The following is a 21,690-nucleotide window of genomic DNA, read 5'->3' on the forward strand; positions in this document are numbered from 1 at the left end:
CGTGGTCCCGCGAGGTAGACCCGTGGTCTCACGAGGTAGAGCCGTGGTCAGGACCAGACCTCTACCTCGCCGTACCAGGCCTCTACCTCGCGGAGAGGGGGCTCTCATCGGCCGGCTCGCCCGTGCTGCGGTGGCCGCGGAGGGAGACGACCGCCGCGACGAGGATGCCGACCACGGTCACGACGAGCAGGGCGCGGTAGTCGACGGCGCCCACGAGGGCCGCGCCGACCACGGTCAGCACGAGCTGCGGGACGTTGACCAGCAGCAGGCTCGCCGCGGCGACGCGCCCCTGGAGACCCGGGGGCGTGCGGAGCTGCCGCTCGGTGACGAAGCCGACGATCGACCAGGTGGCGCCGAGCCCGACCGCGCCCATGCCGAGGACGATCGCCACGACGTTCGTCCCCGTCGCGGGCACGATCCCGAGCGCGAGCACCAGCAGCCCGAGGGCGACGAGCCGCTGCGCGCCCCAGCGGGCGACGAGACGGGCGGCCGTGAGCCCCGCGACGATCGCGGTGAGCGCCTGGACCGAGGAGACGGGGCCCAGCAGCTCCGGGGCCAGCCCGAGCCCGTCCTCGATGATCGCGAGGCTGACCGCGTTGAGCAGCCCGACCCCCGCGAACGCGACGAGCATGGCGAGCGTGAGCACGCCGAGCGGGGCCGTCCGCACGAGGTGGCGGAAGCCCGCCGTCATCTCGGCCAGGTACGGCTCGCGCTCGGCGGCCGGGGTCGGGGGCGTCTCGACGATCCGGATCCGGCCGATGACGGTGCCCGAGACGGCGAACGCCACGGAGGCGGCGACCACGAGCGGCCACGCTCCGGCGAGCGCGTACGCGCCCGCGCCGACGACCGGCATGAGGAGGCGGAAAACCTGGTCGATCGTCGTGAGCCGGCCGTTCGCGGGGGCGATCGCCTCGTCCGGCAGCATGTCCCGCACGAGGCCCGCCTGGGCCGCCGCGGTCGCGAAGCCGACGGCCGAGTAGATCACCGTCACCACGAACACGAGCCAGACCTGCTCGGGCCCACGCACGGCGAGGAGGGCGAGGAGGCTCACGGCACCGACAAGGTACGTGACGACGAGCATCCGTCGGCGCGACACGCGGTCCGCGAGCTGCCCGAGGAGCGGCGACGCGAGCGCCGGCAGACCGAGCGCCGCGAACACGAGGCCGGCGGCGCCGTTCGAGCCGGTGAGGTCCTTCACCCAGACGGCGAGGATGATCGCGAGGACCGAGTCGGCGAAGTTCGTGAACCCCCACGCGACCGACAGGAGCCGGAACGGGCGGGACCGCAGCGCGGCACGAGGGTCCGGGGCGTCGTCGCGACCGGCGGCGGGTGCGGTCGCGGTGCGGGACTCCGGCGCCACCTCGGGCGCGTCGGCAGGAGCGGGCCGGGTGGTGGCGGTCGGCTCGGGCGTCGCGCTCATCGAGGGGCCTCCGGCAGGTCGGCGTTGACGATCGAGAAGAGGCGCGCGCGACGTGCCCCCGCGGGACGGAGCGACGGGTCGTCCCAGCGCCCCCGGAAGCGGTCCGTGAGCGCCTCGACCTCGCGAGCGAGCGCGTCGAGCTCCTCGCGCGTCGCGTAGAAGGACGCGCCGGTCATCGTCGAGGCGAGGAGCCACTGCGGGTCGTCGGCGGCGGACCCGGCGAGCCACGCCCGGACACGCGCCGTCTCCTGGTCCAGCATGAGGGTCGCCACCGCGCCCGCGGCGTGCAGGGACTCCGGGACGTCGGGGTCGAACTTCGTCTGGCGGCCGCGCCCGACGGAGCGCCACGGGCGTTCCTTGCCGCGACGCTCCGCGGGCTCGACGTACCCGTACTTGGCGAGCATCCGCAGGTGGAAGGAACAGCTCGCGACGGACTCGCCCGTGACCTCGGCGCACCGTGTCGCGGTGACCTCGCCCTCGTCGTCGAGCAGCGCGAGGATCCGCAGGCGCAGCGGGTGGGCGAGCGCCCGGATGGTCGCCGGGTCGGTCGCGACGACCTGCCCCGGCTCGGGCCTCGGGCCGCGCGGGAGGCGGTCCGACGACGCCGGGCCGGGGCCGGTCGGGACGGCCGGCGGGCTGGGGTGGGGGTCGGCTGGCGTGCTCATGCCCGCCACGCTAGTTCACGAAAGAGTTCTTGCGCAAGAGTTCTTTAGCGAGAGTCGTCCGTCGCTCCGGGAGCCGCACGACGCGCGACCACGAGGTCGTGGACGCGGCTCACCGCGACCACGACCCCCAGAACCGCCACGGCGAGCGACAGGCCTGCCAGGACGTCGGTGAGGAAGTGGTACCCGAGGTAGAGCCGGCTCAGCGCCACGGACCCGATCACGAGCACGGAGGCGACCGCCCAGACCGCCAGGACCCGTGGGTCGTGGTGGCGGTGCCACACCAGGTAGCCGCCCACCAGGACGAGCGTCGCCGCGCCGGTCGTGTGCCCGGACGGGAAGGAGAACGACCGCTCGACCCCGGCGACGACCATCGACACGTCGGGCGGCCTCGGCCGGGCGATCACGGCCTTGAGCACGGTCGAGACCAGCGTCGCGAGCACCATGGCGCCCGCGAGCAGGCCGGGCTCCCACCACGTCCCCGTGCGCCGCGCCCACACCACGCACCCGACCGCGACGAGGACGGGCAGCACGAACGGCCCGGACACTGTCGTGACCACCGTCAGGACGCCCGTCACGACGGGCGTGCGGTGCGCGACCATCCACGCGAGCAGCGGCTCGTCGAGCCGCCACAGGTCGTCCTGCTCGCGAACCGCGTCCAGGAGGAGGGCGAAGCCCGCGACCCCCGCGAGCACCAGGAGCACGCCCGGCCACACGCTCGCGAGGACCGCGCGCGCGGGCACGCCGCGCCGTTCGCCCGCCCCGCCGCCTGGCCGCCCGTCCCCCGCGCTCATCCCCGGAGGCTACGCACGGCGAGCCGACCGCGCAGCGCGGCCGACCGCCGTCGTGCACCGGCACCCGACGCTCGTGGCGAAAAAGGGATGCAGCGCCCCCGACGACCGTGGTCGGATGTACCTACACCGCGGTGACGTCCGTCCGGTCCGTACCGGGCGGTGGAGGGTCCGGCCAGACCCACGAGCCCAGCGTCACGAGAGCAGAACCATGCATCCCTTGATCACGTACGACGTGGCGGCCCTCAGCCGTCGCGAGCAGCTGCAGGAGCAGACCCTGCGCCGGTCGCAGCTGCGCCGCACCACGACCCGCGTCCCGGCGAACACCCGGCAGGCCCGCCTGCCGCGCCGCACCGCATGACGCGCACCGACCGCTCGCCGGACCGGGGACCCTCCCCGACAGGCGGCGGCACCCCTCGTCGAAGGCCCCGACCGTCCGGACCCTGGTGAACCGGACAGCCGGGGCCTTCGTCGTGCGTGCCGCGGCTAGGCTGTCGCCCGTGAGTCCTGTGAACGCGAACGAACGCATCGTCTGGATCGACTGCGAGATGACCGGGCTGGACCTGGGCGCCGACGCCCTCGTCGAGGTCGCCGCCGTCGTGACCGACTCCGAGCTCAACGTGCTCGGCGACGGGGTCGACGTCCTCGTCCGGCCCCCGGCCGAGGCGCTCGAGCAGATGGGCGACTTCGTCCGCCAGATGCACACGACCTCCGGGCTGCTCGACGAGCTCGACGAGGGCCTGACGCTCGCCGAGGCCGAGCAGCGCGTCCTCGACTACGTCCGCACGTGGGTCCCCGAGCCCGGCAAGGCACCGCTGGCCGGCAACTCCGTCGGCACGGACAAGGGGTTCCTGGACCGCGACATGCCCGCTCTCATGGGCCACCTGCACTACCGCATCATCGACGTGTCCTCCGTCAAGGAGCTCGCGCGCCGCTGGTACCCGCGCGCGTACTTCTCCTCGCCGGAGAAGCACGGTGGGCACCGCGCGCTCGCGGACATCCTCGAGAGCATCGACGAGCTGCGCTACTACCGCGCCGCCGTGTTCGTCCAGCAGCCCGGTCCCGACTCCGCGACGGCGCGCAAGGTCGCCGAGCAGGTCGTGGCGACGAGCGTCACGCGCGGCCGGACCCGACCCTCCGACGACGGGGTCGAGACGTCCGTGGCCACCGTCACAGGATCCGCCGACGCCTGACCTCGAAAAGCGGTCCGGGAGCACCTCGCGGACCGGGTACACTTTTCGACGGCCGGTGCTTCACGCCCGGTCATGGTGGGTATAGCTCAGCTGGTAGAGCACCTGGTTGTGGTCCAGGGGGTCGCGGGTTCAAGTCCCGTTACTCACCCCAGACGGCGAGGGCCGGTCTCCGCAGGGAGACCGGCCCTCGCTGCGTCTCCCCGTCCGACCGCGCGTCAGGCGGCGCGGTGCGAGGCGACGGCGAGCACGCCGCCCAGGCCGATCATCATGCCGCCGCCCGTCGCGCGGACCGCGCTCAGGCGCCGGGGCGACGAGGCGAACCACGTCCGCGCCGCACCGGCGGCGAGCGCCCACGCGCTGTCGCAGACGAACGCGACCACCGTGAAGACCAGCCCGAGCACCATCATCTGGGCGGGCACGCGACCGGCGTGGAAGTCCGTGAACTGGGGCAGGACGGCCACGAAGAACACGATGGTCTTCGGGTTCGTCACGCCGACGACGTAGCCCTGCCGCACGACGCGCCACCACCGCTCGCGCACGGGCGCGACGTCGACGTCGACGCTCCCCTCGCGCCGGTGCCGGATCGCCTGGACGCCGAGGTAGGCGAGGTAGGCCGCGCCGACGAGCTTGACGACCGTGAAGACGGCGACGGACGTCGCGACGACCGCGCCGACGCCGAGCGCCACGGCGGTGACGAGCGTCAGCGCGCCGAGCTCGTTGCCGAGGACGCTCAGCACCCCGCCGCGGTGCCCGAGCGTGAGCGACCGGCCGACGACGAACAGCACGCTCGGGCCGGGGATCACGACGAGCACGAGCGAGGCGAGGGAGAAGGCGAGCAGGGAGTCGAGGTGCGGCACAGCGCCACGATAGGACCCGACGTGACGTGCGTCACGGAAGAATCCCCCGCGACCCCCGAGCGGCCCGCGACGACTCACGAGGCCTGGGACGGCGCGAAGCCGACGTACCGGTGCGAGTGCGACGTGTCGGTGGTTCGACGTACGGTCGGTGGACGCGTGGCAATGCGCTCGGCTCGCCGGCCACGGTCGTGGTTGGGTGGGAGGCCGGTTCACCGACTGTCGGGAGGCAGCGCCCCATGATCGAGTTCCGATCGGTCACCAAGACGTACCCGGACGGCACGGCGGCGGTCGCGGACTTCGACCTGGTGATCCCGCCCCACCGCACGACGGTGCTCGTCGGGTCGTCCGGGAGCGGCAAGACGACGCTCCTGCGCATGATCAACCGCATGGTGGAGCCCACGTCGGGCACGATCGAGATCGACGGCGCCTCCGTCCTCGCCCGGGACCCCGTGAAGCTGCGACGCAGCATCGGGTACGTCCTGCAGAACGGCGGCCTGCTCCCCCACTACAAGGTCGTCGACAACGTGACGACGGTCCTGCGCCTCGAGGGCACGCCACGCCGGCAGGCGCGCGACCGTGCGCTCGAGCTGCTCGACACCGTGGGACTCGACCGCGGGCTCGCGGACCGCTACCCGAGCCAGCTCTCGGGGGGCCAGCAGCAGCGCGTCGGGGTGGCGCGCGCGCTCGCCGCGGACCCCAACATCCTGCTCATGGACGAGCCGTTCGGGGCCGTCGACCCGATCGTGCGCGCCGAGCTCCAGGCGGAGACCATCCGGCTGCAGCGCGAGCTGGACAAGACGGTCGTCTTCGTCACGCACGACATCGACGAGGCGTTCCTGCTCGGCGACCAGGTCGTGATCCTCGAGAAGGGGGCGCAGGTGGCCCAGATCGGGTCGCCGAGCGAGATCCTCGAGAACCCGGCGAGCGAGTTCGTCGCGAGCTTCATCGGGGCGGAGCGCGGCACCCGCGCGCTGCACACGAAGCACACGGAGCACGGGACCGTGCTCGTGGACGGGAGAGGACGCACGCAGGGCGTCCTGGTCGACGACCACGTCGAGGGCGGCGCATGACCTGGGTCCTGGACAACCTCGACCTCATCGGCCGCCTCACGGTCGAGCACCTGAGCCAGTGCGTGGTGCCGATCGTGCTCGGGTTCCTCGTCTCGATCCCGCTGGGCTGGCTCGCCTTCCGGTTCCGCCTCACGCGGGGCCTCGTCCTGACGCTCGTCGGCCTGCTCTACACGATCCCGTCGCTCGCGCTCTTCGCGCTGCTCCCGCCGCTCCTCGGCATCAGCTTCCTCTCCGAACTCAACCTGGTCGTCGCGCTGACGGTCTACGCCGTGGCCATCATGACCCGGTTCGTCGCCGACGCCCTGGCGTCGGTCGACCCGACGGTCCGGCAGGCGGCCCTCGCGGTCGGCTACGGGCCGTGGCGCCGCTTCTGGCAGGTCGACCTCCCGCTCGCGGGCCCGGTCGTGCTCGCCGGGCTCCGCGTCACGGCGGTGTCGACCATCTCGCTCGCGACGGTCGGCATCCTCATCGGGATCGACAACCTCGGCTACCTCTTCACGAACGGCTACCAGCGGCAGATCGTCGCCGAGATCCTCTCGGGCGTCGTCGCGGTCGTCGTCATCGCCCTGCTCGTCGACCTGCTGCTCGTGCTCGCCGGGCGAGCGATCATGCCCTGGTCCCGGAAGGTGCGCGCATGAACCTCTTCTCCGACGCCATCGCCTGGATCTTCTCGCCCGCCCGGCTGACCGGCGCGCTCCCCCTCCCGGAGGCGATCTGGACCCACCTCGCGTTCACGTTCGTCTCCGTGCTCGTCGCCGCGGCGATCGCGATCCCGGCGGGCTGGGCCATCGGCCACACCGGACGCGGGCGGGAGTTCGCGGTCGCGCTCTCGGGCGCGGCCCGTGCTGTGCCGTCCTTCGGGCTCGTCCTGCTCCTCGTGCTCGTCTTCGGGGTGACGCACAAGGTCACCGCGTCCGTCACCGCGTTCGTCCTCCTCGCCATCCCGCCGATCCTCGCCGGCGCCTACGCCGGTGTGGAGGCCGTCGAGCGGCGCGTCGTCGACGGCGCCCGGTCCGTCGGCATGACCGGCTGGCAGGTGCTCTTCCGGGCCGAGGTGCCGCTCGGTCTCCCGCTGCTCATCGGCGGTCTCCGCTCCGCCACCCTCCAGGTGGTCGCGACCGTCACGCTCGCGGGCTACATCGGCAACTGGGGCCTCGGCTTCTACATCGTCCAGGGCATCCAGATCCGCGACTTCTCCCAGATCCTCGGGGCCTCTCTCCTCGTCGTCGTCCTCGCCGTCGTGCTCGACGCGCTGTTCGCGATCCTCCAGCGGGTCGTCGTCCCGCGCGGCGTGACCGCCGGTCGCTCGCCGGACGACGCACCCGCCCGGCGGAGGCGTCGCCCGGCCCCCGCCCCGACCACCGCCTGACGCGCGGGCGAGACCACCGCACCGCACGTCGCCCGACCGACCCCTCCCAGCCCCTCCCGGTCCCCGGGACGGCCCTCAGAAAGGCAGACACATGCGCAGCACCCGACGCACCGCCGCCCTCGTCGCCGCCGCGGCGACCGCCGTCCTCACGCTCACCGCCTGCGGCGACGGGTCCGACCCGCTCGACGCCGACACCGGAGACGCCTCGTCCGACGCCATCGTCATCGGCTCCCAGGCCTACGACTCGAACGAGATCATCGCCGAGATCTACGCCCAGGCTCTCGAGGCCAAGGGCTTCACGGTCGAGCGGAACTTCTCGATCGGCCAGCGCGACGCCTACATGCCCGCGCTCGAGGACGGCGAGATCCAGCTCTTCCCGGAGTACACGGGAAACCTGCTGCAGTTCTTCGACCCGGAGACCACCGCGACGTCCCCCGAGGACGTCTACGCCGCGCTCCAGGAGGCCCTGCCCGACGGGCTCACGGTCCTCGACCAGTCGACCGCGACGGACCAGGACTCCTACAACGTGACCGAGGCCTTCGCCACGGAGCACGACCTCACGAGCCTCGCGGACCTCGCCGGGCTCGACGTGCCGCTCACGCTCGGCGGCCCGGCGGAGCTCGAGCAGCGTCCCTACGGCCCGCAGGGCCTCAAGGACGTGTACGGCGTGGACGTCTCCTTCGTCGCCACGGGCGACACCACCGTGCAGGACCTCGTGGCCGGCACGGTGAACATCGCCAACGTGTTCAGCGCCGACCCGAGCATCCAGACCGAGAACCTCGTCACGCTCGACGACCCCGAGGGCCTGTTCCTCGCGTCCCACGTGGTGCCGCTCGTCGACGCGGACGTCGCCGACGAGATCGCGGACGTCATCAACCCGGTGAGCGCGGCGCTCACCCCGGAGGGCCTGATCGCCCTGAACGTGGAGTCCCGGGTCGACCAGCGCTCCCCCGAGGACATCGCCGCAGACTGGCTGTCCGAGAACGGCCTGGCCTGACCTCGCGTCCGACGTGATCGTGGCCCGCCCCGCCCCGGGACGGGCCACGGTCGCGGGCCGGCCGACCGCCGGTCCGTGACGAAGCGCGCGACGTCGGTGCGGCGGCGTCCCTGTGCAGCGTCAGTGCGCGACGCGCGCGGTGATCGCGTCGGCGAACCGGTCGAGCGACCCCGGCGCGAGGGCGAGGAAGAGCGACGGCTCGGTGAGCTCGAGCTCGATGACGACGACGCCGCCGTCGTTGCCCGTCACGACGTCGACGCGCGCGTACAGGAAGCTCGCCACGTCCCCGCCACCGACGGCGTCGGCGGCCACCGCGAGCGCCCGGCGCGCGACGTCGAGCTGCTCCTCGGTCGCGGTGAACGGGCTCATCTCCTCCTGCTGGTACAGGCCGCGGGTCGGGCGGTGCGGCCCGGTGAGGAGCGCGTTCTTGCGCACGGCGTGGGAGAACTCGCCGTCGACGAAGACGAGGCCCGTCTCGCCCGCGGTGTCGACGCTCGTCACGTACGGCTGCACCATGACCTCGCGCCCCGAGACCAGCAGGTTCTTCGCGTGCTGGATCGCGAGCCCGCGCGAGTGCGCCTCGCCCGCCTGGTAGCGGCCCGTGTCCTTGGCCCCGGCGCTGACGACCGGCTTGATGACGAAGTCGCCCTGCGCGGGCAGGCGCGTGTGGATCGCACGCGAGGAGAGGTTGCGCGCGGGGTCGAGCCACAGCGTCGGGATCACGGGGATGCCCGCGCCCTCCAGCTCGCGCAGGTAGCCCTTGTCGGTGTTCCAGCGCAGCACGGCCTCCGTGTTGAGGATGCGCGGGACGCGCGCCGCCCACGCGACGAACTCGTCGCGCCGGGCCGAGTAGTCCCACGTCGAGCGCACGACGACGGCGTCGAACGCGGCCCAGTCGACGTCCGGGTCGTCCCAGACGGCGGGCTGCGCGGCGACGCCACGGGCGTCGAGCGCGCGCACGAGCGGTGCGTCGTCGGGGTCCAGGTGCGGCAGGACGGAGCACGTCGCGAGGGCGACGCGCGGGGCTGAGGTCTCGGTCGTCACGCCCCGAGCCTAGGGGACGGGACCGCCGCGCGGGCGCCCGCACCTCGTGACGCGCCCACCCCGGGCGGCGCGCGCACGCCGCCGCGTGCGCGCGCCTACAGCCCGTACTCCTCGAGGAAGCGCAGCCAGACCTCGCTCACCGTCGGGTACGACGGGACGGCGTGCCACAGCCGACGCAGCGGGACCTCGCCCACGACGGCGATCGTCGCGGCGTGCAGCATCTCCGCCGCGTCGGGGCCGACGAAGGTGGCGCCGACCACGACCTCGCGCGCGGCGTCGACCACGAGCTGGGCGCTGCCGGCGTAGTCCTCGGCGCGCACGGCGGCGCCGGAGACGTTCGCGAGGTCGTACCGCACGACCCGCACGTCGATCCCCGCCTCCCGGGCGGACGCCTCGGTGTGCCCGACTGCCGCGACCTCGGGGCGCGTGAAGACGACCTGCGGGGACGCGACGCCGTCGGCGGTCGCCGCGAACCGCGACCACGGCTCGGGCGCCGCGCCGACCGCAGGTGCGCGCTCCCCCGCGGTCGGCGCCCCGTCGGCGTCCGGGTCGCCGAAGCGCGCGGCGACGACGTCGCCCACGACCCGGCCCTGGTACTTGCCCTGGTGGGTCGTCGCGACCCGGCCCGTGACGTCGCCCGCGGCGTACAGCCAGCCGTCGGCGTCCTCGGGGCCACTCCGCACCACCCCCTGGACGAGCATCGTGTCGTCGACGTCGAGCGCGCGCCCCGGGGTGAGGCCGACGCTGTCGACGCCGAGGTCCTGCGTCCGGGGGGCGCGACCGGTGGCGACGAGCACGCGCTCCGCCGTCACGGGCGACACGTCCGACGCCTCGCCGGCGTCGTCCCCACCCCGGCGCGACCCGACGGACGAGAGAGTGAGGCGCGCCCCGCCGTCGGGCAGCGCCTCGACCGACTCGGTGGCGACGCCGATGCGCACGTCCACGCCCAGCTCGCGCAGCGACGCCGCGACCGCCTCGCCCGCCCAGGGCTCGGTCCGGCCCAGCAGCCCCCCGCGCGAGAGGACCGTGACGCGCGCGCCGAGGTCGGCGAACGCGACGGCCATCTCCGTCGCGACCACTCCGCCGCCCACGATCGCGAGCGACGCGGGGACGTCCTCGACCGCCGTCGCCTCACGGCTCGTCCAGGGGTTCGCGTCGGCGAGGCCGGGCACGTCCGGGAGCACGGGGACGCTCCCGGTCGCGACGATCACCGCGTGCCGGGCCGCGAGCCGCCGCGTCCGCGGGAGGTCGTCCGGGTCGGCGTCGGGCTCCTCGGCCACGACCTCCACGAGGCGCGGTCCGACGATCCGTCCCAGCCCGCGCACGAGCGCGATCCCCGCGCCCTCGACCCAGGAGACCTGGCCGCCGTCGTCCCAGTCCGCGACCATCGCGTCGCGGCGCGCGAGGACCGCGGGGACGTCGAGCGCGTCGTCCACGCCCACCCCCGGCACGCCCCGCGCCTCGGCGCGCGCCGCGCCGGGCCGCAGGAGCGTCTTGGAGGGGATGCACGCCCAGTAGGAGCACTCGCCCCCCACCAGCTCGGCCTCGACGAGCGCGACGCTCAGGCCCGTGCGCCCGGCGCGGTCGGCGGCGTTCTCCCCGACGGGCCCGCCGCCGATCACGATCACGTCGTAGGTCTCGTCGGGCGCGGTCTCCTGCTGCGGGTCGCTCGTCATGGGCCCATCCTCACGCGGCGTCGCGCTCATCGCCCAGCGGGAGGTCGGCGGGCTCGGCGGCGGGTCAGGCGACGCGCGCCTCGTCGAGCCGGTCGAGGACCTGCCGCACCGTCTCGGCGACGGACCGTCCCGTGGTGTCGAGGTGCAGGCCGCCCGGCGTGGCCCGGGCCGCCGCTGCGAACTCGTCCGGTGTCCACTCCCCGTACGCCTGCTTGTGCCGTGCGGCGTCGCGCGCGGCGAGGGTCGCGGCGTCCGGGGTGAGCACGACGGCGTAGCACGGCCGGGTGCGGACGCGCGCCGTGAACCGCTCGAGGTCGGGCCCGAGCAGGATGTCCTGGACGACCGCGACCACTCCCGCCGCGGCATAGGTGTCCGCCGCCTGCGCCGCGAGCACCTGCCGCAGGTCGAGCTGGGCGCGCGCCGCGGCCGAGAGGGGTGGCGCCATGGACGCCTGCCCGCTCACCACGAACCGGCGGAACATGTCGCCGCGCACGTGCGCGGCGAGGGGGAACGTCCGGGCGAGCGCGTCGGCGACCGTCGACTTGCCCGAGGCCATCGCCCCTGTGACGACGAGGACAGGCGCCGGGATCCCCGCGGGGGCGACCGCGTCGGGTGGGATCGGAGAGGTCATGGCGCGACCGTACGTCGCGGGCCGGGCCGGCGGCGACGGGATTGCGGCGCGACGGGACGTCGGTGCGGCGGGACGGGCGGCGCGCGCGTCGACCGGTCCACCGGACGCGGGACGCCCCCGGTCCGGTCGGACCGGGGGCGTCCTCGCGCGGAGGGCAGGAGCGTCCCGCTAGTGCACGACCGCCTTCTCGGCGCCCGCGCCCGTGAGCGAGCGGACCTCCATCTCGGCGAACTTCTCCGGGTGCGGCTTCTCCTTGCTGAGCAGCGTCCCGACGATCCCGAGCAGGAACGCGAGCGGGATGGAGATGATGCCCGGGTTGCTCAGCGGGAAGATCGCGAAGTCGATGTCGGTGTTCTTGATCATCGACAGGCTCGCGCCCGTCATCGGGTCGACCTTGCCGGACACGACGGGCGAGAACGCGATGAGCACGATGCACGAGACGAGCCCGCCGTACATGCTCCACAGCGCCCCGGACGTGTTGAACCGCTTCCAGAACAGCGAGTAGAGGATGGTCGGCAGGTTCGCGCTCGCCGCGACCGCGAACGCGAGCGCCACGAGGAACGCCACGTTCTGGCCCTGCGCGAAGATGCCGCCGAGGATCGCGAGGATCCCGATGACGACGACGGTGATCCGCGCGACCTTGACCTCGCCGTCGGGCTTCACCTCGCCCCGCTTGATGACGTTGGCGTAGATGTCGTGGGCGAAGCTCGCCGCCGCCGTGATCGTCAGGCCCGCCACGACGGCGAGGATCGTCGCGAACGCGACGGCGGAGATGAACCCGAGCAGGATCTCGCCACCGAGCGCGAACGCGAGCAGCGGTGCCGCCGAGTTCACGCCGCCTGGTGCGGCGCTGATGGTCTCCGGCCCCACGAGCGCCCCGGCGCCGTACCCGAGCACGAGCGTGAACAGGTAGAAGATGCCGATGAGCCAGATCGCCCAGACGACCGAGCGGCGGGCCTCCTTGGCCGACGGCACGGTGTAGAACCGCATGAGCACGTGCGGCAGGCCGGCGGTCCCGAGCACGAGGGCCAGGGCGAGCGAGAGGAAGTCGAGCTTCGTCGTACCGGTCGCGCCGTACTGCTTGCCCGGCTCGATGAGCGCCTCGCCGCCCGGACCGGCCTTGTCGATCGCGCCCTGGAGCAGGTCGGACAGGTTGAAGCCGAACTTCGCGAGGACCCACACCGTCATGACGGCGGCGCCCGCGATGAGCAGCACGGCCTTGATGATCTGGACCCACGTGGTGCCCTTCATGCCGCCGACCAGCACGTAGAGGATCATCAGCGCACCCACGACCGCGACCACGACGCTCTGGCCGGCCGTGGTGTCGATGCCGAGCAGCAGCGCCACGAGCCCGCCCGCGCCGGCCATCTGGGCGAGCAGGTAGAAGAACACGACGGCCAGGGTCGCCAGCGCCGCCGCCATCCGCACGGGCCGCTGCCTGAGCCGGAACGACAGCACGTCGGCCATCGTGAACTTGCCCGTGTTGCGCAGCAGCTCGGCCACGAGCAGGAGCGCGACGAGCCACGCCACGAGGAAGCCGATCGAGTAGAGGAACCCGTCGTACCCGTTGATCGCGATGGCGCCGCAGATCCCGAGGAAGCTCGCCGCGGAGAGGTAGTCGCCCGCGATGGCCGTGCCGTTCTGCGGGCCGGTGAACGACCGCCCGCCCGCGTAGTAGTCGGCCGCGGACTTGTTCTGCCGCGACGCGCGCAGCACGATCACGAGCGTCACCGCGACGAACACGCCGAAGATCGCGATGTTGACGACCGGGTTGCCGACGTCCGTGGCCTCCGCGGCCAGCACCTGCGCGCTCACAGCTCGTCCTCCTCGATCTCGCGGCGCAGCTCGTCGGCCGCGGCGTCGAACCGCCTGTTGGCCCAGCGCGCGTAGATCATGGTGATCGCGAACGTGGACACGAACTGCCCCAGGCCGAAGAGCAGCCCGACGGTGATGTTCCCCCAGACCGTGGTGCTCATGAAGTCGTGCGCGTAGTTCGCGAGCAGGACGTAGGCGAAGTACCACACGAGGAAGAGCGCGGTCATCGGGAAGACGAAGTTCCGGAACCGTCTGCGCAGGTCCTGGAAGTCGGGCGAGCGTTGCACGCGCTGGTAGTCGGTCTCGTCGACGGACCCCGGTCCGGGGTCGGCCGTCACGTCGGTCATGACGCCTCCGTTGGCTCATTCCGTGGACTGACAGAGAGCCCGCACCCCGCAGACGGCCACCTGTCGACGCGACCGCACGCGACACTGCGTGCCCGGGGCGACGCTCCACCCCCGGCACAATGTGCCGTAGATCACTTCTGTCCGCAAGAACCTGACGCGGCCGGTCGGCCGACGGGCACCACGGCGTCAGACGCGCGCGTACTCCAGGTCGGTGATGACGCGGCCCGCCGTCTGGCCCTTGCGCTCGAACCCCGTCAGCACGCGCCCCTCGAAGCGCGGCGCCACCCCGCGCGGGCCATGGACGTTGCGCAGCCCCGGCGCGGCGTCGAGCACGTCGAGCATCTGCTCCGCGTACTCCGCCCAGTCCGTGGCGAGCCGCAGCGTGCCGCCCGGCCGCGCGTCGTCGCCCTCGCCCGGAGCCCGCAGCACCCGCTCGGCGAGCGCCGCGAACGACGGCGCCACGAGGCGCCGCTTGTGGTGGCGGGACTTGTGCCACGGGTCCGGGAAGAAGACCCACAGCTCGTCGACGCTCCCCGCGGGCAGCGTCGTGGCCAGCAGCTCGGCCGCGTTCGCCTGGACCAGCCGCACGTTCGTCAGGCCGCGCTGGGACGCGCGCAGCACGGTCTGGGCGAGGCCCGGGGCGTACACCTCGACGGCGAGGAAGTCCGTGCCCGGGTCGTTCTCGGCCGCGGCCACCACGGCCTCGCCCTGGCCGGAGCCGATCTCCACCACGAGACGCGCGTCGCGCCCGAACGTGCCCGCGACGTCCAGCACGAACTCCGGGTCGACCGAGGTCCGCGCGACGTCTCGCGGCACGTCCACGACGTAGCGGTCCCGGTGGGCGTCCCACGCGCGCTGCTGGCGCGGCGCGAGGCGCCCGCTGCGCCGCACGAACGACACGGGCTGGGTCCGGTAGCGCGGGCGGTCGTCGCCGGCGACCGGGGCCACGGAGGGCGCGCCGGTCACGGGCTCGTCGAGGGTCTCGGGGGTCGGGTCGGGCACCGCACCAGGGTACGGGCGCCCCGCGCGAGGACCTACCGCGCGGGGCGCCCGGGGCCGTCCGTCAGACGTACGCCGCGTACGCCGGCAGGTCGAGGACGCCGTTGCCCGACAGCCCGAGCACGATCACCTCCGGCTCCGTCGCGGCGCGCGCGTGCGCGATCGCGGCCGCCACGGCGTGCGTCGACTCGGGCGCCGGGATGATGCCCTCGCTGCGCGCGAAGAGCGTGCCCGCGACGAACGCGTCGTCCTGCTCGACGGCGACCGCGTCCATGAGCCCGAGGTTCACCGCGTGCGACACCATCGGCGACATGCCGTGGTACCGCAGGCCGCCCGCGTGGATCGCCGGCGGGACGAAGTCCTTGCCGAGCGTGTGCATCTTGAGCAGCGGCGTGAGGCCCGCGACGTCGCCGAAGTCGTACCGGTACTCGCCCTGGGTGAGCGACGGGCACGCGGCCGGCTCGCACGCGACGAGCCGCGTCGTCGTGCCCTCGCGCAGGTTGCGGCCCAGGAACGGGAACGTCAGGCCCGCGAGGTTCGACCCGCCGCCCGCGCAGCCGAACACCACGTCCGGCGCGCCCTCGCCCGCCTCGTCGAGCTGGACGAGCGCCTCCTGGCCGATGACGCTCTGGTGCAGCATGACGTGGTTGAGCACGCTCCCGAGCGCGTAGTGCGCCGCGGGGTCCTTCGCGGCCGTCTCGACGGCCTCGCTGATCGCCATGCCCAGGGAGCCGGTCGTCTCCGGGTCCGCGGCGAGCATCGCCCGCCCCGCCTCGGTGAGGTCCGACGGCGACGGGTGGCAGATCCCGCCGTAGACCTCCATCTGCGCCCGGCGGTACGGCTTGGCGTCGAACGACGCGCGCACCTGCCACACCTCGACGTCGAGCCCGAGCAGTGCGCCCGCGAACGACAGCGACGCGCCCCACTGGCCCGCGCCCGTCTCGGTCGTGAGCTTCGTCGTGCCCTCGAGCGCGTTGTAGTACGCCTGCGCGACGGCGGTGTTCGGCTTGTGCGAGCCGACCGGGCTCACGCCCTCGTACTTGTAGTAGATCCGGGCCGGGGTGCCCAGGGCCCGCTCGAGGCGCCGCGCGCGCACGAGCGGCGACGGCCGCCACAGCGCGTAGATCTCGCGGACCGTCTGCGGGATCTCGACGTAGCGCTCCGTCGTCACCTCCTGCTGGACGAGCGCGAGCGGGAACAGCGGCGCGAGGTCGTCGGGCGTGAGGGGCTCGCGCGTGCCGGGGTGCAGGTGCGGGGGCACGGGCTCGGGCAGGTCCGCGGCGAGGTTGTACCAGTGCGTCGGGACGGTCGAGGGCACCTCCGCTCCGGTCGGCTCGAGGGACCGGACGGGGACGGGAGACTGCTGTGTCGTCATTCTGGGGCTCCAGCTCGGGGGTACTCGGGGGTACTCGGGAGGTACAGGCCGCTGGGCCGACGACGCGTGCACCGGGGTCCGCCGAGGCCGCCCACGTCGTCGGGGCACGGCCGGATGAGGTCACCGGCCGTCAGGCGGCCGGCCACCAAGGGGTCACGGACGGGTGCGTCACGAGGCCGACCCTACCCCGCCGCGCGCGGTCCGGACACCGCCGGACGGGCCCGCGGGCGACGGAGGACCACCGGCACCGACCCCGGGACGATCGGCTCTCGCGCGCGCGGGGTGCCGGGCGGTGGGATGGGGCCAGGACGCCGGACGACGGCAGTGCCGGCGCGGACGGAAGGAGCCGTCATGGTCAGCAACCACGTACCGGGGAGGTTCGAGGGCCGCACCGCGATCGTCACCGGCGCGGGCGCCGGGATCGGGCGCGCCACGGTCGAGCGGCTGCTCGCGGAGGGCGCGCGCGTCGTCGCGACGGACGTCCGGGAGGACCGGCTGGACAAGCTCGTCGCGGACGTCGGGACCGACGCCCTCGTGACGGTCGCGGGCGACGTGAGCGCGCAGACCACCGTGGACGCGGTGGTCGCGGCGGCGGACGGCCGCGTGGACGCGCTCGCCAACGTCGCGGGCATCATGGACGGGTTCCTGCCCACGGCCGAGGTCGACGACTCCACGTGGGACCTCGTCCTGGCCGTCAACGTCACGGCCGTCATGCGGCTCACGCGCGCGGTGCTGCCCCTCATGCTCGCCGCGGGCAAGGGCGCGATCGTCAACGTCGGGTCCGAGGCGGGCTCGCGCGCCTCGGCCTCGGGCACCGCGTACGCCACGTCGAAGCACGCGATCGTCGGCTTCACCCAGAGCACGGCGTTCTTCTACACCCCGCAGGGCGTGCGGGCGAACGTCGTCGCGCCGGGCGCCGTCGCGACGAGCATCGAGGCGCCCTTCCGCTCGCAGTACGCCGGCGAGCGGCTCGGACCGGTCATGGCGACGACCGTCCCGCCCGCCGCGAGCGCCGACGAGCTCGCCGCGGCGATCACGTGGCTGCTGTCGGACGACTCGGCCAACGTCTCCGGTGCGGTCCTGCACAGCGACGGGGGCTGGGCCGCCGTCTGACACGGCGGCTCCCGGGCCGAGAACGGAGACGTGGCCCCCGAGCGGGAGTGCTCGGGGGCCACGTCTCACCTCTCGCCGCCGCGCGTCACCGGGTCGCCCCGGTCACCCGCGCGGTGCACGGGTCAGCCGCACGACAGCGCGTCGAACGCGACGTCGCCCGCGAACGTGCGGTCGCCTCCGCTCGCGGCCACGTGCGCGCTGCCCGCCGCGACCTGCGCCGAGCGGACCGCGAACGCCTGGTACGCCGACGCGCCCGGCTGCACGTCCGTCACGGTGCGCTCGCCGTACGGCGTGCTCAGCGTGACGTCGACCGGCACGGTGTCGGCGTTGGTCGCGCGGACCGCGACGTACGCCGCGCCCGCCATGCACTGGCTGCGCGCCGTCGTCGAGACGACGAGGCCGTCCTGGGCGGGTGCCGTCGTGAACGTCGTGACCGGCGAGACCGCCGTGCCCCCGCCGGCGCTCGTCGCGGTGACGACCCACGCGTGCAGCGCGCCCGCCTCGAGGCCGTCCCAGGTGACGGTCGCGACCTCGCCCGAGGACACGGTCGTGCTCCCGATCTCCTCGGCCGGGGCGTAGAGCGCCACGGCATCCGTCACGAGCGTGGTCGTGCGGGTCGTGAGGTCGACCGGCACCGTGAAGTCGTCCTCGAGCCCGTTGTAGCGCTGGCGGTCGTCGTACTCCGTGGCCCCGAAGTTCTCGAGCCACGGCGAGTACGTGTCGACGACGAGCTCGGAGCGGTCGACGTCGAACTGGAGCAGGCGCAGGTAGCTCGACCCGAGCCGCAGGCCCTGGTCGGGCGCGTAGCCACCGATCTCGGTGAGACCGGCCTCCTCAGCGGTGACCTCGTAGAACTGGTAGTCCGCGAGCAGCTCGACGACGCCGTTGCCGGGCGTGCCGACGTCGCGCTTCACGTTGATCCCCACGCCGTGCTCGTGGCCGGAGAGCACGAGGAAGACGTTCGGGTTCGGCTCGACGACCTTCGAGTACAGCAGGCGCCCGTCCGGGGTGGAGAACGGCGCTCCACGGCCGTCGGGGTTGGTGCTCGGCGCGAGGTAGTCGTGCGCGAGCAGGATCGCGTTGCGGTCGGCGAACTGCTCGAGCACGCCGTCTGCCCAGGCGGCCTCCTCGTCGGTCACGCCGTACGAGAGGTACACGGCGACGAAGTCCAGGCCGCCGGCCGTGAACAGGTCGTAGTGGTTCTGGTTGTCGCCCTCGCGCCACGGGCCGCCGTAGGACGCGTCCTGCCAGCCGGCCGACAGCGCCTCGTACCGCTCGGGCCCGTAGTAGGCGTTGTAGAGCGCGCCGGGTCCGTTGTCGGCGCCCGTGAGGTTGTCGTGGTTGCCCGCCAGGACGCCGTTGGGGATGCCCGCGTCGTCGAGCAGCCGCTGCGCGGACGACGAGAACTCGTACTCGCCGCGGACCTGGGCCGCCATCGCGTCGTCCGCCGGCGTGCGCGTGTAGTTCTCGACGATGTCGCCCGTGTGCGCGACGTACTCGATGCCGCGCTCGTCCGCGTTGTCGACGACCCACTGCACGAGGTCGGTGTAGGACTTCGCCCAGACCGCACGCTCCTCGGCGGTCTCCTGCTCGACGGCCCCCTCGGACAGGTACTGCGTGTCGGTGAAGTGGACCATCGAGAAGTCGTACGCGTCGCGGTCCGCGAACGACGTCGGCTCCTCGGTGCCGACGCCGTCGTCGATGTCGTCGGCGAACGGGTCGGTGCCGGTGACGAGGACGTGGACCGTCCCCTGCGTCGCGTGCCGCGCGGACAGCGTGGCCGTCAGGCTCGTCGGCCCGTCGACGGCGCCGCGCACGGAAGCCAGCGCCTCCCAGGCCGCACCGTCCCAGACGTGGAGCGTCGCGAGGCGCTGCGGGTCGATGACGCCGTCCCACCGGACGGTCTGCCCCGCCACGTCGCCCTCCGCCGGGATCTCGAAGCGCTGGAACGCGACGTCGGCGGCGGGCGCCGCGTCGAGCGTCGCGCCGTCGCCCGGGACGAGCGCGTCGACGTCGGCCGGGCTCTCGCCCTCGACGTGCAGCACGTCGGTGGGCACCGCGGCGGTCTCGCCCTGCGCCGCGACCGCGGGCGAGCGCACATCGGCGCGTGCGAACGTCGCCGTGACGTCACCGCCGCCAGGGGCGTTCACGCGCGCGCCCAGCTCGACGGAGCCCTCGACGCCGGTCGTGCCGGTCGCGGGGGTCAGGTCGGTCGGGACGTCCGGGACGCCGAGGCTCGTGAAGCCGATCTCGTGCGTGCTCGCGTTGCCGAGCACGTCCGTCGCCGTCACGACGAGGGTGTGCGCCCCGGGCTCGAGGCCCGGGCCGACGAGCGCGCCCGCCTCGACGGCCTCGCCGTCGAGCGTGACGGACGGGCCCTCGAGCACGCCCGACGCGTCCGTGAGCTCGACGGCGAGGCTGGTCGCCGTGGCGAGCTCGGCCCCGGCGGCGGGCGTGCTCGACGCGACGGCGGGGCCCGTGTTGTCGGTCGTGACCGTGCGCCGGGCCGTGGCCCCTGCGGCCGTCGAGGAGGTCAGGACGTGCTCGCCGTCGGCGAGGGCGGCGGTGTCGAGGTCCGCGCGCAGGCCGGGCGCCGGGGCGTCGGCGGCGGGGGCGACGTCGAACGTGAGGACGGCCTCCCGCGGCTTGGTCGCGCTCGAGCCGCAGTCGCCGTCACCGAGCGAGTACGACGACGCGACGTCGACCGGGGTCGCGGTGCCGTGGCTCGGCACGAGGCCGATGCCCGAGATCGCGAAGTCGTCCCGGTTGTCGCCGCACGAGGTCGGGTAGGTGCCCGTGACGAACCGGACGGTGTTGCGCCCGGCTCCCAGGTACGCGTTGGGCACGTCGACGCGCACGGTCTCGCTCACGTAGTCGCGGTCGACGAGGTCGATGCGCTGGTCGTTGACGAGCAGGTGGTTGGCGTAGCGGGCCTCGATCGAGTTCGAGCCCACGGTGAAGACGAACTGCGACGAGCCGGCGCCGAGGGTCGCCGTGGTGGCGAGCGGCGCGCCGTCGACCTCGATCCCCGTCGGGGCGTCGCCCCCGGCGGGCGGGGTCGCGAGGACGGTCCGCGTGCCGTTGAGGAGCTCGCCGTCCGCCGGGGTCAGGGCCGGCGCGCCGGGCGCGGAGTTGTTCACGGTCACGCCGCTCGTCGCGGTCTGGCCCGACGCGGTCGTGGCCGTGAGGGTGTGCGCGCCGTTCTCGAGCGTCGTCGTGTCGAGCTCGGCCGCGAGGCCGGTCGTCGCGGCCGGGTCCTGGGCGACCGTGAACGTCAGGTCGGCCGTCAGGACGCGGGACGTGTTCGTCCCGCACGAGCCGTCGCCGAACTGGTAGGTGAAACGGTTGCCGGAGCCGTCGGCGACCTCGCCGAGCAGCTCGAGCGAGACCTCGGTGAGGTCGAAGTCGTCGTAGTTCGAGCCGCACGACGTGGGGACGGCGCCCACGACGAACCGCACCGCGTTCTCCCCCTGGACCAGCAGGTCGTTCGGCACGTCGAGCGCGACGCGCTCGGAGACCATGTCCCGGTCGAGGTCGAGTCGCGTGCCGTTGACGAGCACGTAGCTGCCGTAGCGCTTCTCGATCGAGTTGCTGCCCACGTCGAAGAGGAGGTGCGACGTGGCGGGGGTCGCCGTGGCGCCCGCGAGCGGCCGGCCGTCGACCGCCAGCTCGCGGACCGGGTCACCGGCCTGGACGGGCTGCGCCGTGACGGTCACCGTGCCGTCCAGGTACGTCCCGGGCGTCGGGTGGAGCACCGGGGTCCCGCTCGGCTCCTCGGCCGCCGCGGCGGCGCGCTGCGTGGGCGCGCGGTCGGCGGCCACGGCCGCCGTCACGGGGAGCGCGGCCCCCACGGCGAGGCTCGCTCCGACCACGGCGGCGAGCCCTCGGCGTCTTCTCCGGGTGCGGGGCGTGTGCACGGGCGTGCGCATCGGTGTGTCCTTTCGTCGTCGACAGGCAAGGGCACGACCGTCCGACGTCCGCGGCGAGCGCACCCGTACCGGACCATTCCGGGCACGGGTGAACTCTCGGACGAGACGGGACGAACGCGATCCGAACGCCGGGAGACGGTCCGGTGCCCGGCACGCTGACGGGACGGCGACAGGGACGGAGGACGGAGCGCCCGGCGGCGTGCGCGCGACGACGCCGGTACGGGTGCGGCGGACCCCGGGGACGACGCAGGCCGCCCACCCGGAGGGTGGACGGCCTGGTCAGGAAGGGTGCGCCATCAGGGACTCGAACCCCGAACCCGCTGATTAAGAGTCAGCTGCTCTGCCAATTGAGCTAATGGCGCGCGAGAGAAAACACTAGCAGCCGCGGGCGCGCCGGGAAAA

General features: G+C 73.8%; 19 protein-coding genes and 2 tRNA genes. 8 read left to right on the forward strand and 13 right to left on the reverse strand.

The features are described from left to right. Window positions 1-82 precede the first annotated feature (82 nt). Genes ACTJIY_RS15450 through ACTJIY_RS15460 form a run of 3 tightly spaced genes read right to left on the reverse strand, consistent with a single transcriptional unit; the run spans window position 83 to window position 2,876 of the window. A complete protein-coding gene (locus tag ACTJIY_RS15450) occupies window positions 83-1,420 on the reverse strand; it encodes an MFS transporter (RefSeq protein WP_440674568.1) in 1,338 nt (445 codons plus the stop codon). After that, entirely contained in the window at window positions 1,417-2,085 is a 669-nt protein-coding gene (locus tag ACTJIY_RS15455) for an ArsR/SmtB family transcription factor (protein WP_353708057.1), read from the reverse strand. The genes ACTJIY_RS15450 and ACTJIY_RS15455 overlap by 4 nt, the downstream gene beginning before the upstream one ends. Window positions 2,086-2,129: 44 nt before the next feature. Further along, window positions 2,130-2,876, reverse strand: a complete 747-nt coding sequence (locus ACTJIY_RS15460) for a phosphatase PAP2 family protein (RefSeq protein WP_440674567.1) — start codon at window positions 2,874-2,876, stop codon at window positions 2,130-2,132. Between the two features lie 208 nt (window positions 2,877-3,084). Between ACTJIY_RS15460 and ACTJIY_RS15465 the strand changes: the two genes are divergently transcribed. The 3 genes from ACTJIY_RS15465 to ACTJIY_RS15475 all read left to right on the forward strand — a co-directional run bounded on the left by ACTJIY_RS15465 (window position 3,085) and on the right by ACTJIY_RS15475 (window position 4,217). Next, window positions 3,085-3,234, forward strand: coding sequence for a hypothetical protein (locus ACTJIY_RS15465; RefSeq protein WP_156533217.1), 150 nt, complete (start codon window positions 3,085-3,087; stop codon window positions 3,232-3,234). Window positions 3,235-3,421: 187 nt separating this feature from the next. After that, the gene (gene orn, locus ACTJIY_RS15470; protein WP_440674607.1) at window positions 3,422-4,066 is read left to right on the forward strand and encodes an oligoribonuclease; all 645 of its coding nucleotides are present in this window, start codon (window positions 3,422-3,424) and stop codon (window positions 4,064-4,066) included. 75 nt (window positions 4,067-4,141) lie between these two features. Continuing rightward, window positions 4,142-4,217, forward strand: a tRNA-His gene (locus ACTJIY_RS15475). Window positions 4,218-4,281: 64 nt separating this feature from the next. Here the strand turns inward: ACTJIY_RS15475 and ACTJIY_RS15480 are convergent. Continuing rightward, the gene (locus ACTJIY_RS15480) at window positions 4,282-4,923 is read right to left on the reverse strand and encodes a LysE family translocator (protein ID WP_440674566.1); all 642 of its coding nucleotides are present in this window, start codon (window positions 4,921-4,923) and stop codon (window positions 4,282-4,284) included. A 236-nt stretch (window positions 4,924-5,159) separates the two neighbouring features. Between ACTJIY_RS15480 and ACTJIY_RS15485 the strand changes: the two genes are divergently transcribed. The 4 genes from ACTJIY_RS15485 to ACTJIY_RS15500 all read left to right on the forward strand — a co-directional run bounded on the left by ACTJIY_RS15485 (window position 5,160) and on the right by ACTJIY_RS15500 (window position 8,359). Then, window positions 5,160-5,993, forward strand: coding sequence for an ABC transporter ATP-binding protein (locus ACTJIY_RS15485; protein ID WP_440674565.1), 834 nt, complete (start codon window positions 5,160-5,162; stop codon window positions 5,991-5,993). Continuing rightward, window positions 5,990-6,631: an ABC transporter permease gene (locus tag ACTJIY_RS15490; RefSeq protein WP_353708053.1), complete on the forward strand. Its 642-nt coding sequence runs from the start codon at window positions 5,990-5,992 to the stop codon at window positions 6,629-6,631. The genes ACTJIY_RS15485 and ACTJIY_RS15490 overlap by 4 nt, the downstream gene beginning before the upstream one ends. Then, window positions 6,628-7,362: an ABC transporter permease gene (locus ACTJIY_RS15495; RefSeq protein WP_253051176.1), complete on the forward strand. Its 735-nt coding sequence runs from the start codon at window positions 6,628-6,630 to the stop codon at window positions 7,360-7,362. Before ACTJIY_RS15490 ends, ACTJIY_RS15495 begins: the two co-directional genes overlap by 4 nt. Before the next feature lie 91 nt (window positions 7,363-7,453). After that, entirely contained in the window at window positions 7,454-8,359 is a 906-nt protein-coding gene (locus ACTJIY_RS15500) for an ABC transporter substrate-binding protein (protein ID WP_440674564.1), read from the forward strand. Between the two features lie 120 nt (window positions 8,360-8,479). On the opposite strand, the gene ACTJIY_RS15505 is transcribed toward ACTJIY_RS15500, so the two are convergent. The 7 genes from ACTJIY_RS15505 to ACTJIY_RS15535 form a co-directional block, all read right to left on the reverse strand. After that, entirely contained in the window at window positions 8,480-9,403 is a 924-nt protein-coding gene (locus ACTJIY_RS15505) for an ATP-grasp domain-containing protein (protein ID WP_440674563.1), read from the reverse strand. Window positions 9,404-9,498: 95 nt separating this feature from the next. Next, the gene (locus ACTJIY_RS15510) at window positions 9,499-11,079 is read right to left on the reverse strand and encodes a dihydrolipoyl dehydrogenase family protein (RefSeq protein ID WP_440674562.1); all 1,581 of its coding nucleotides are present in this window, start codon (window positions 11,077-11,079) and stop codon (window positions 9,499-9,501) included. Between the two features lie 64 nt (window positions 11,080-11,143). After that, window positions 11,144-11,710 carry an AAA family ATPase gene (locus tag ACTJIY_RS15515; protein WP_440674561.1) on the reverse strand — a complete coding sequence of 189 codons (567 nt, stop codon included), beginning with the start codon at window positions 11,708-11,710 and terminating at the stop codon, window positions 11,144-11,146. A gap of 168 nt (window positions 11,711-11,878) precedes the next feature. Beyond that, window positions 11,879-13,525 carry a solute symporter family protein gene (locus ACTJIY_RS15520; protein ID WP_440674560.1) on the reverse strand — a complete coding sequence of 549 codons (1,647 nt, stop codon included), beginning with the start codon at window positions 13,523-13,525 and terminating at the stop codon, window positions 11,879-11,881. Continuing rightward, entirely contained in the window at window positions 13,522-13,872 is a 351-nt protein-coding gene (locus ACTJIY_RS15525) for a DUF485 domain-containing protein (RefSeq protein ID WP_440674559.1), read from the reverse strand. The genes ACTJIY_RS15520 and ACTJIY_RS15525 overlap by 4 nt, the downstream gene beginning before the upstream one ends. Before the next feature lie 186 nt (window positions 13,873-14,058). Next, on the reverse strand, window positions 14,059-14,874 hold the full coding sequence (gene trmB / locus ACTJIY_RS15530; protein WP_439158237.1) for a tRNA (guanosine(46)-N7)-methyltransferase TrmB: 816 nt from the start codon (window positions 14,872-14,874) through the stop codon (window positions 14,059-14,061). 61 nt (window positions 14,875-14,935) lie between these two features. Then, complete coding sequence (locus tag ACTJIY_RS15535) at window positions 14,936-16,246, reverse strand: TrpB-like pyridoxal phosphate-dependent enzyme (protein ID WP_353708049.1); 1,311 nt, start codon at window positions 16,244-16,246, stop codon at window positions 14,936-14,938. A gap of 351 nt (window positions 16,247-16,597) precedes the next feature. Between ACTJIY_RS15535 and ACTJIY_RS15540 the strand changes: the two genes are divergently transcribed. Then, complete coding sequence (locus tag ACTJIY_RS15540; protein ID WP_253051168.1) at window positions 16,598-17,359, forward strand: SDR family NAD(P)-dependent oxidoreductase; 762 nt, start codon at window positions 16,598-16,600, stop codon at window positions 17,357-17,359. 122 nt (window positions 17,360-17,481) lie between these two features. Here ACTJIY_RS15540 and ACTJIY_RS15545 read toward each other — a convergent pair whose 3' ends face one another. Next, window positions 17,482-21,288: a metallophosphoesterase gene (locus ACTJIY_RS15545; protein ID WP_440674558.1), complete on the reverse strand. Its 3,807-nt coding sequence runs from the start codon at window positions 21,286-21,288 to the stop codon at window positions 17,482-17,484. Window positions 21,289-21,577: 289 nt separating this feature from the next. Further along, window positions 21,578-21,650, reverse strand: a tRNA-Lys gene (locus ACTJIY_RS15550). Window positions 21,651-21,690 lie beyond the last annotated feature (40 nt).

It is taken from the genome of Cellulosimicrobium sp. 22598 (genome assembly GCF_052044445.1).
Lineage (GTDB): Bacteria > Actinomycetota > Actinomycetes > Actinomycetales > Cellulomonadaceae > Cellulosimicrobium > Cellulosimicrobium cellulans_G.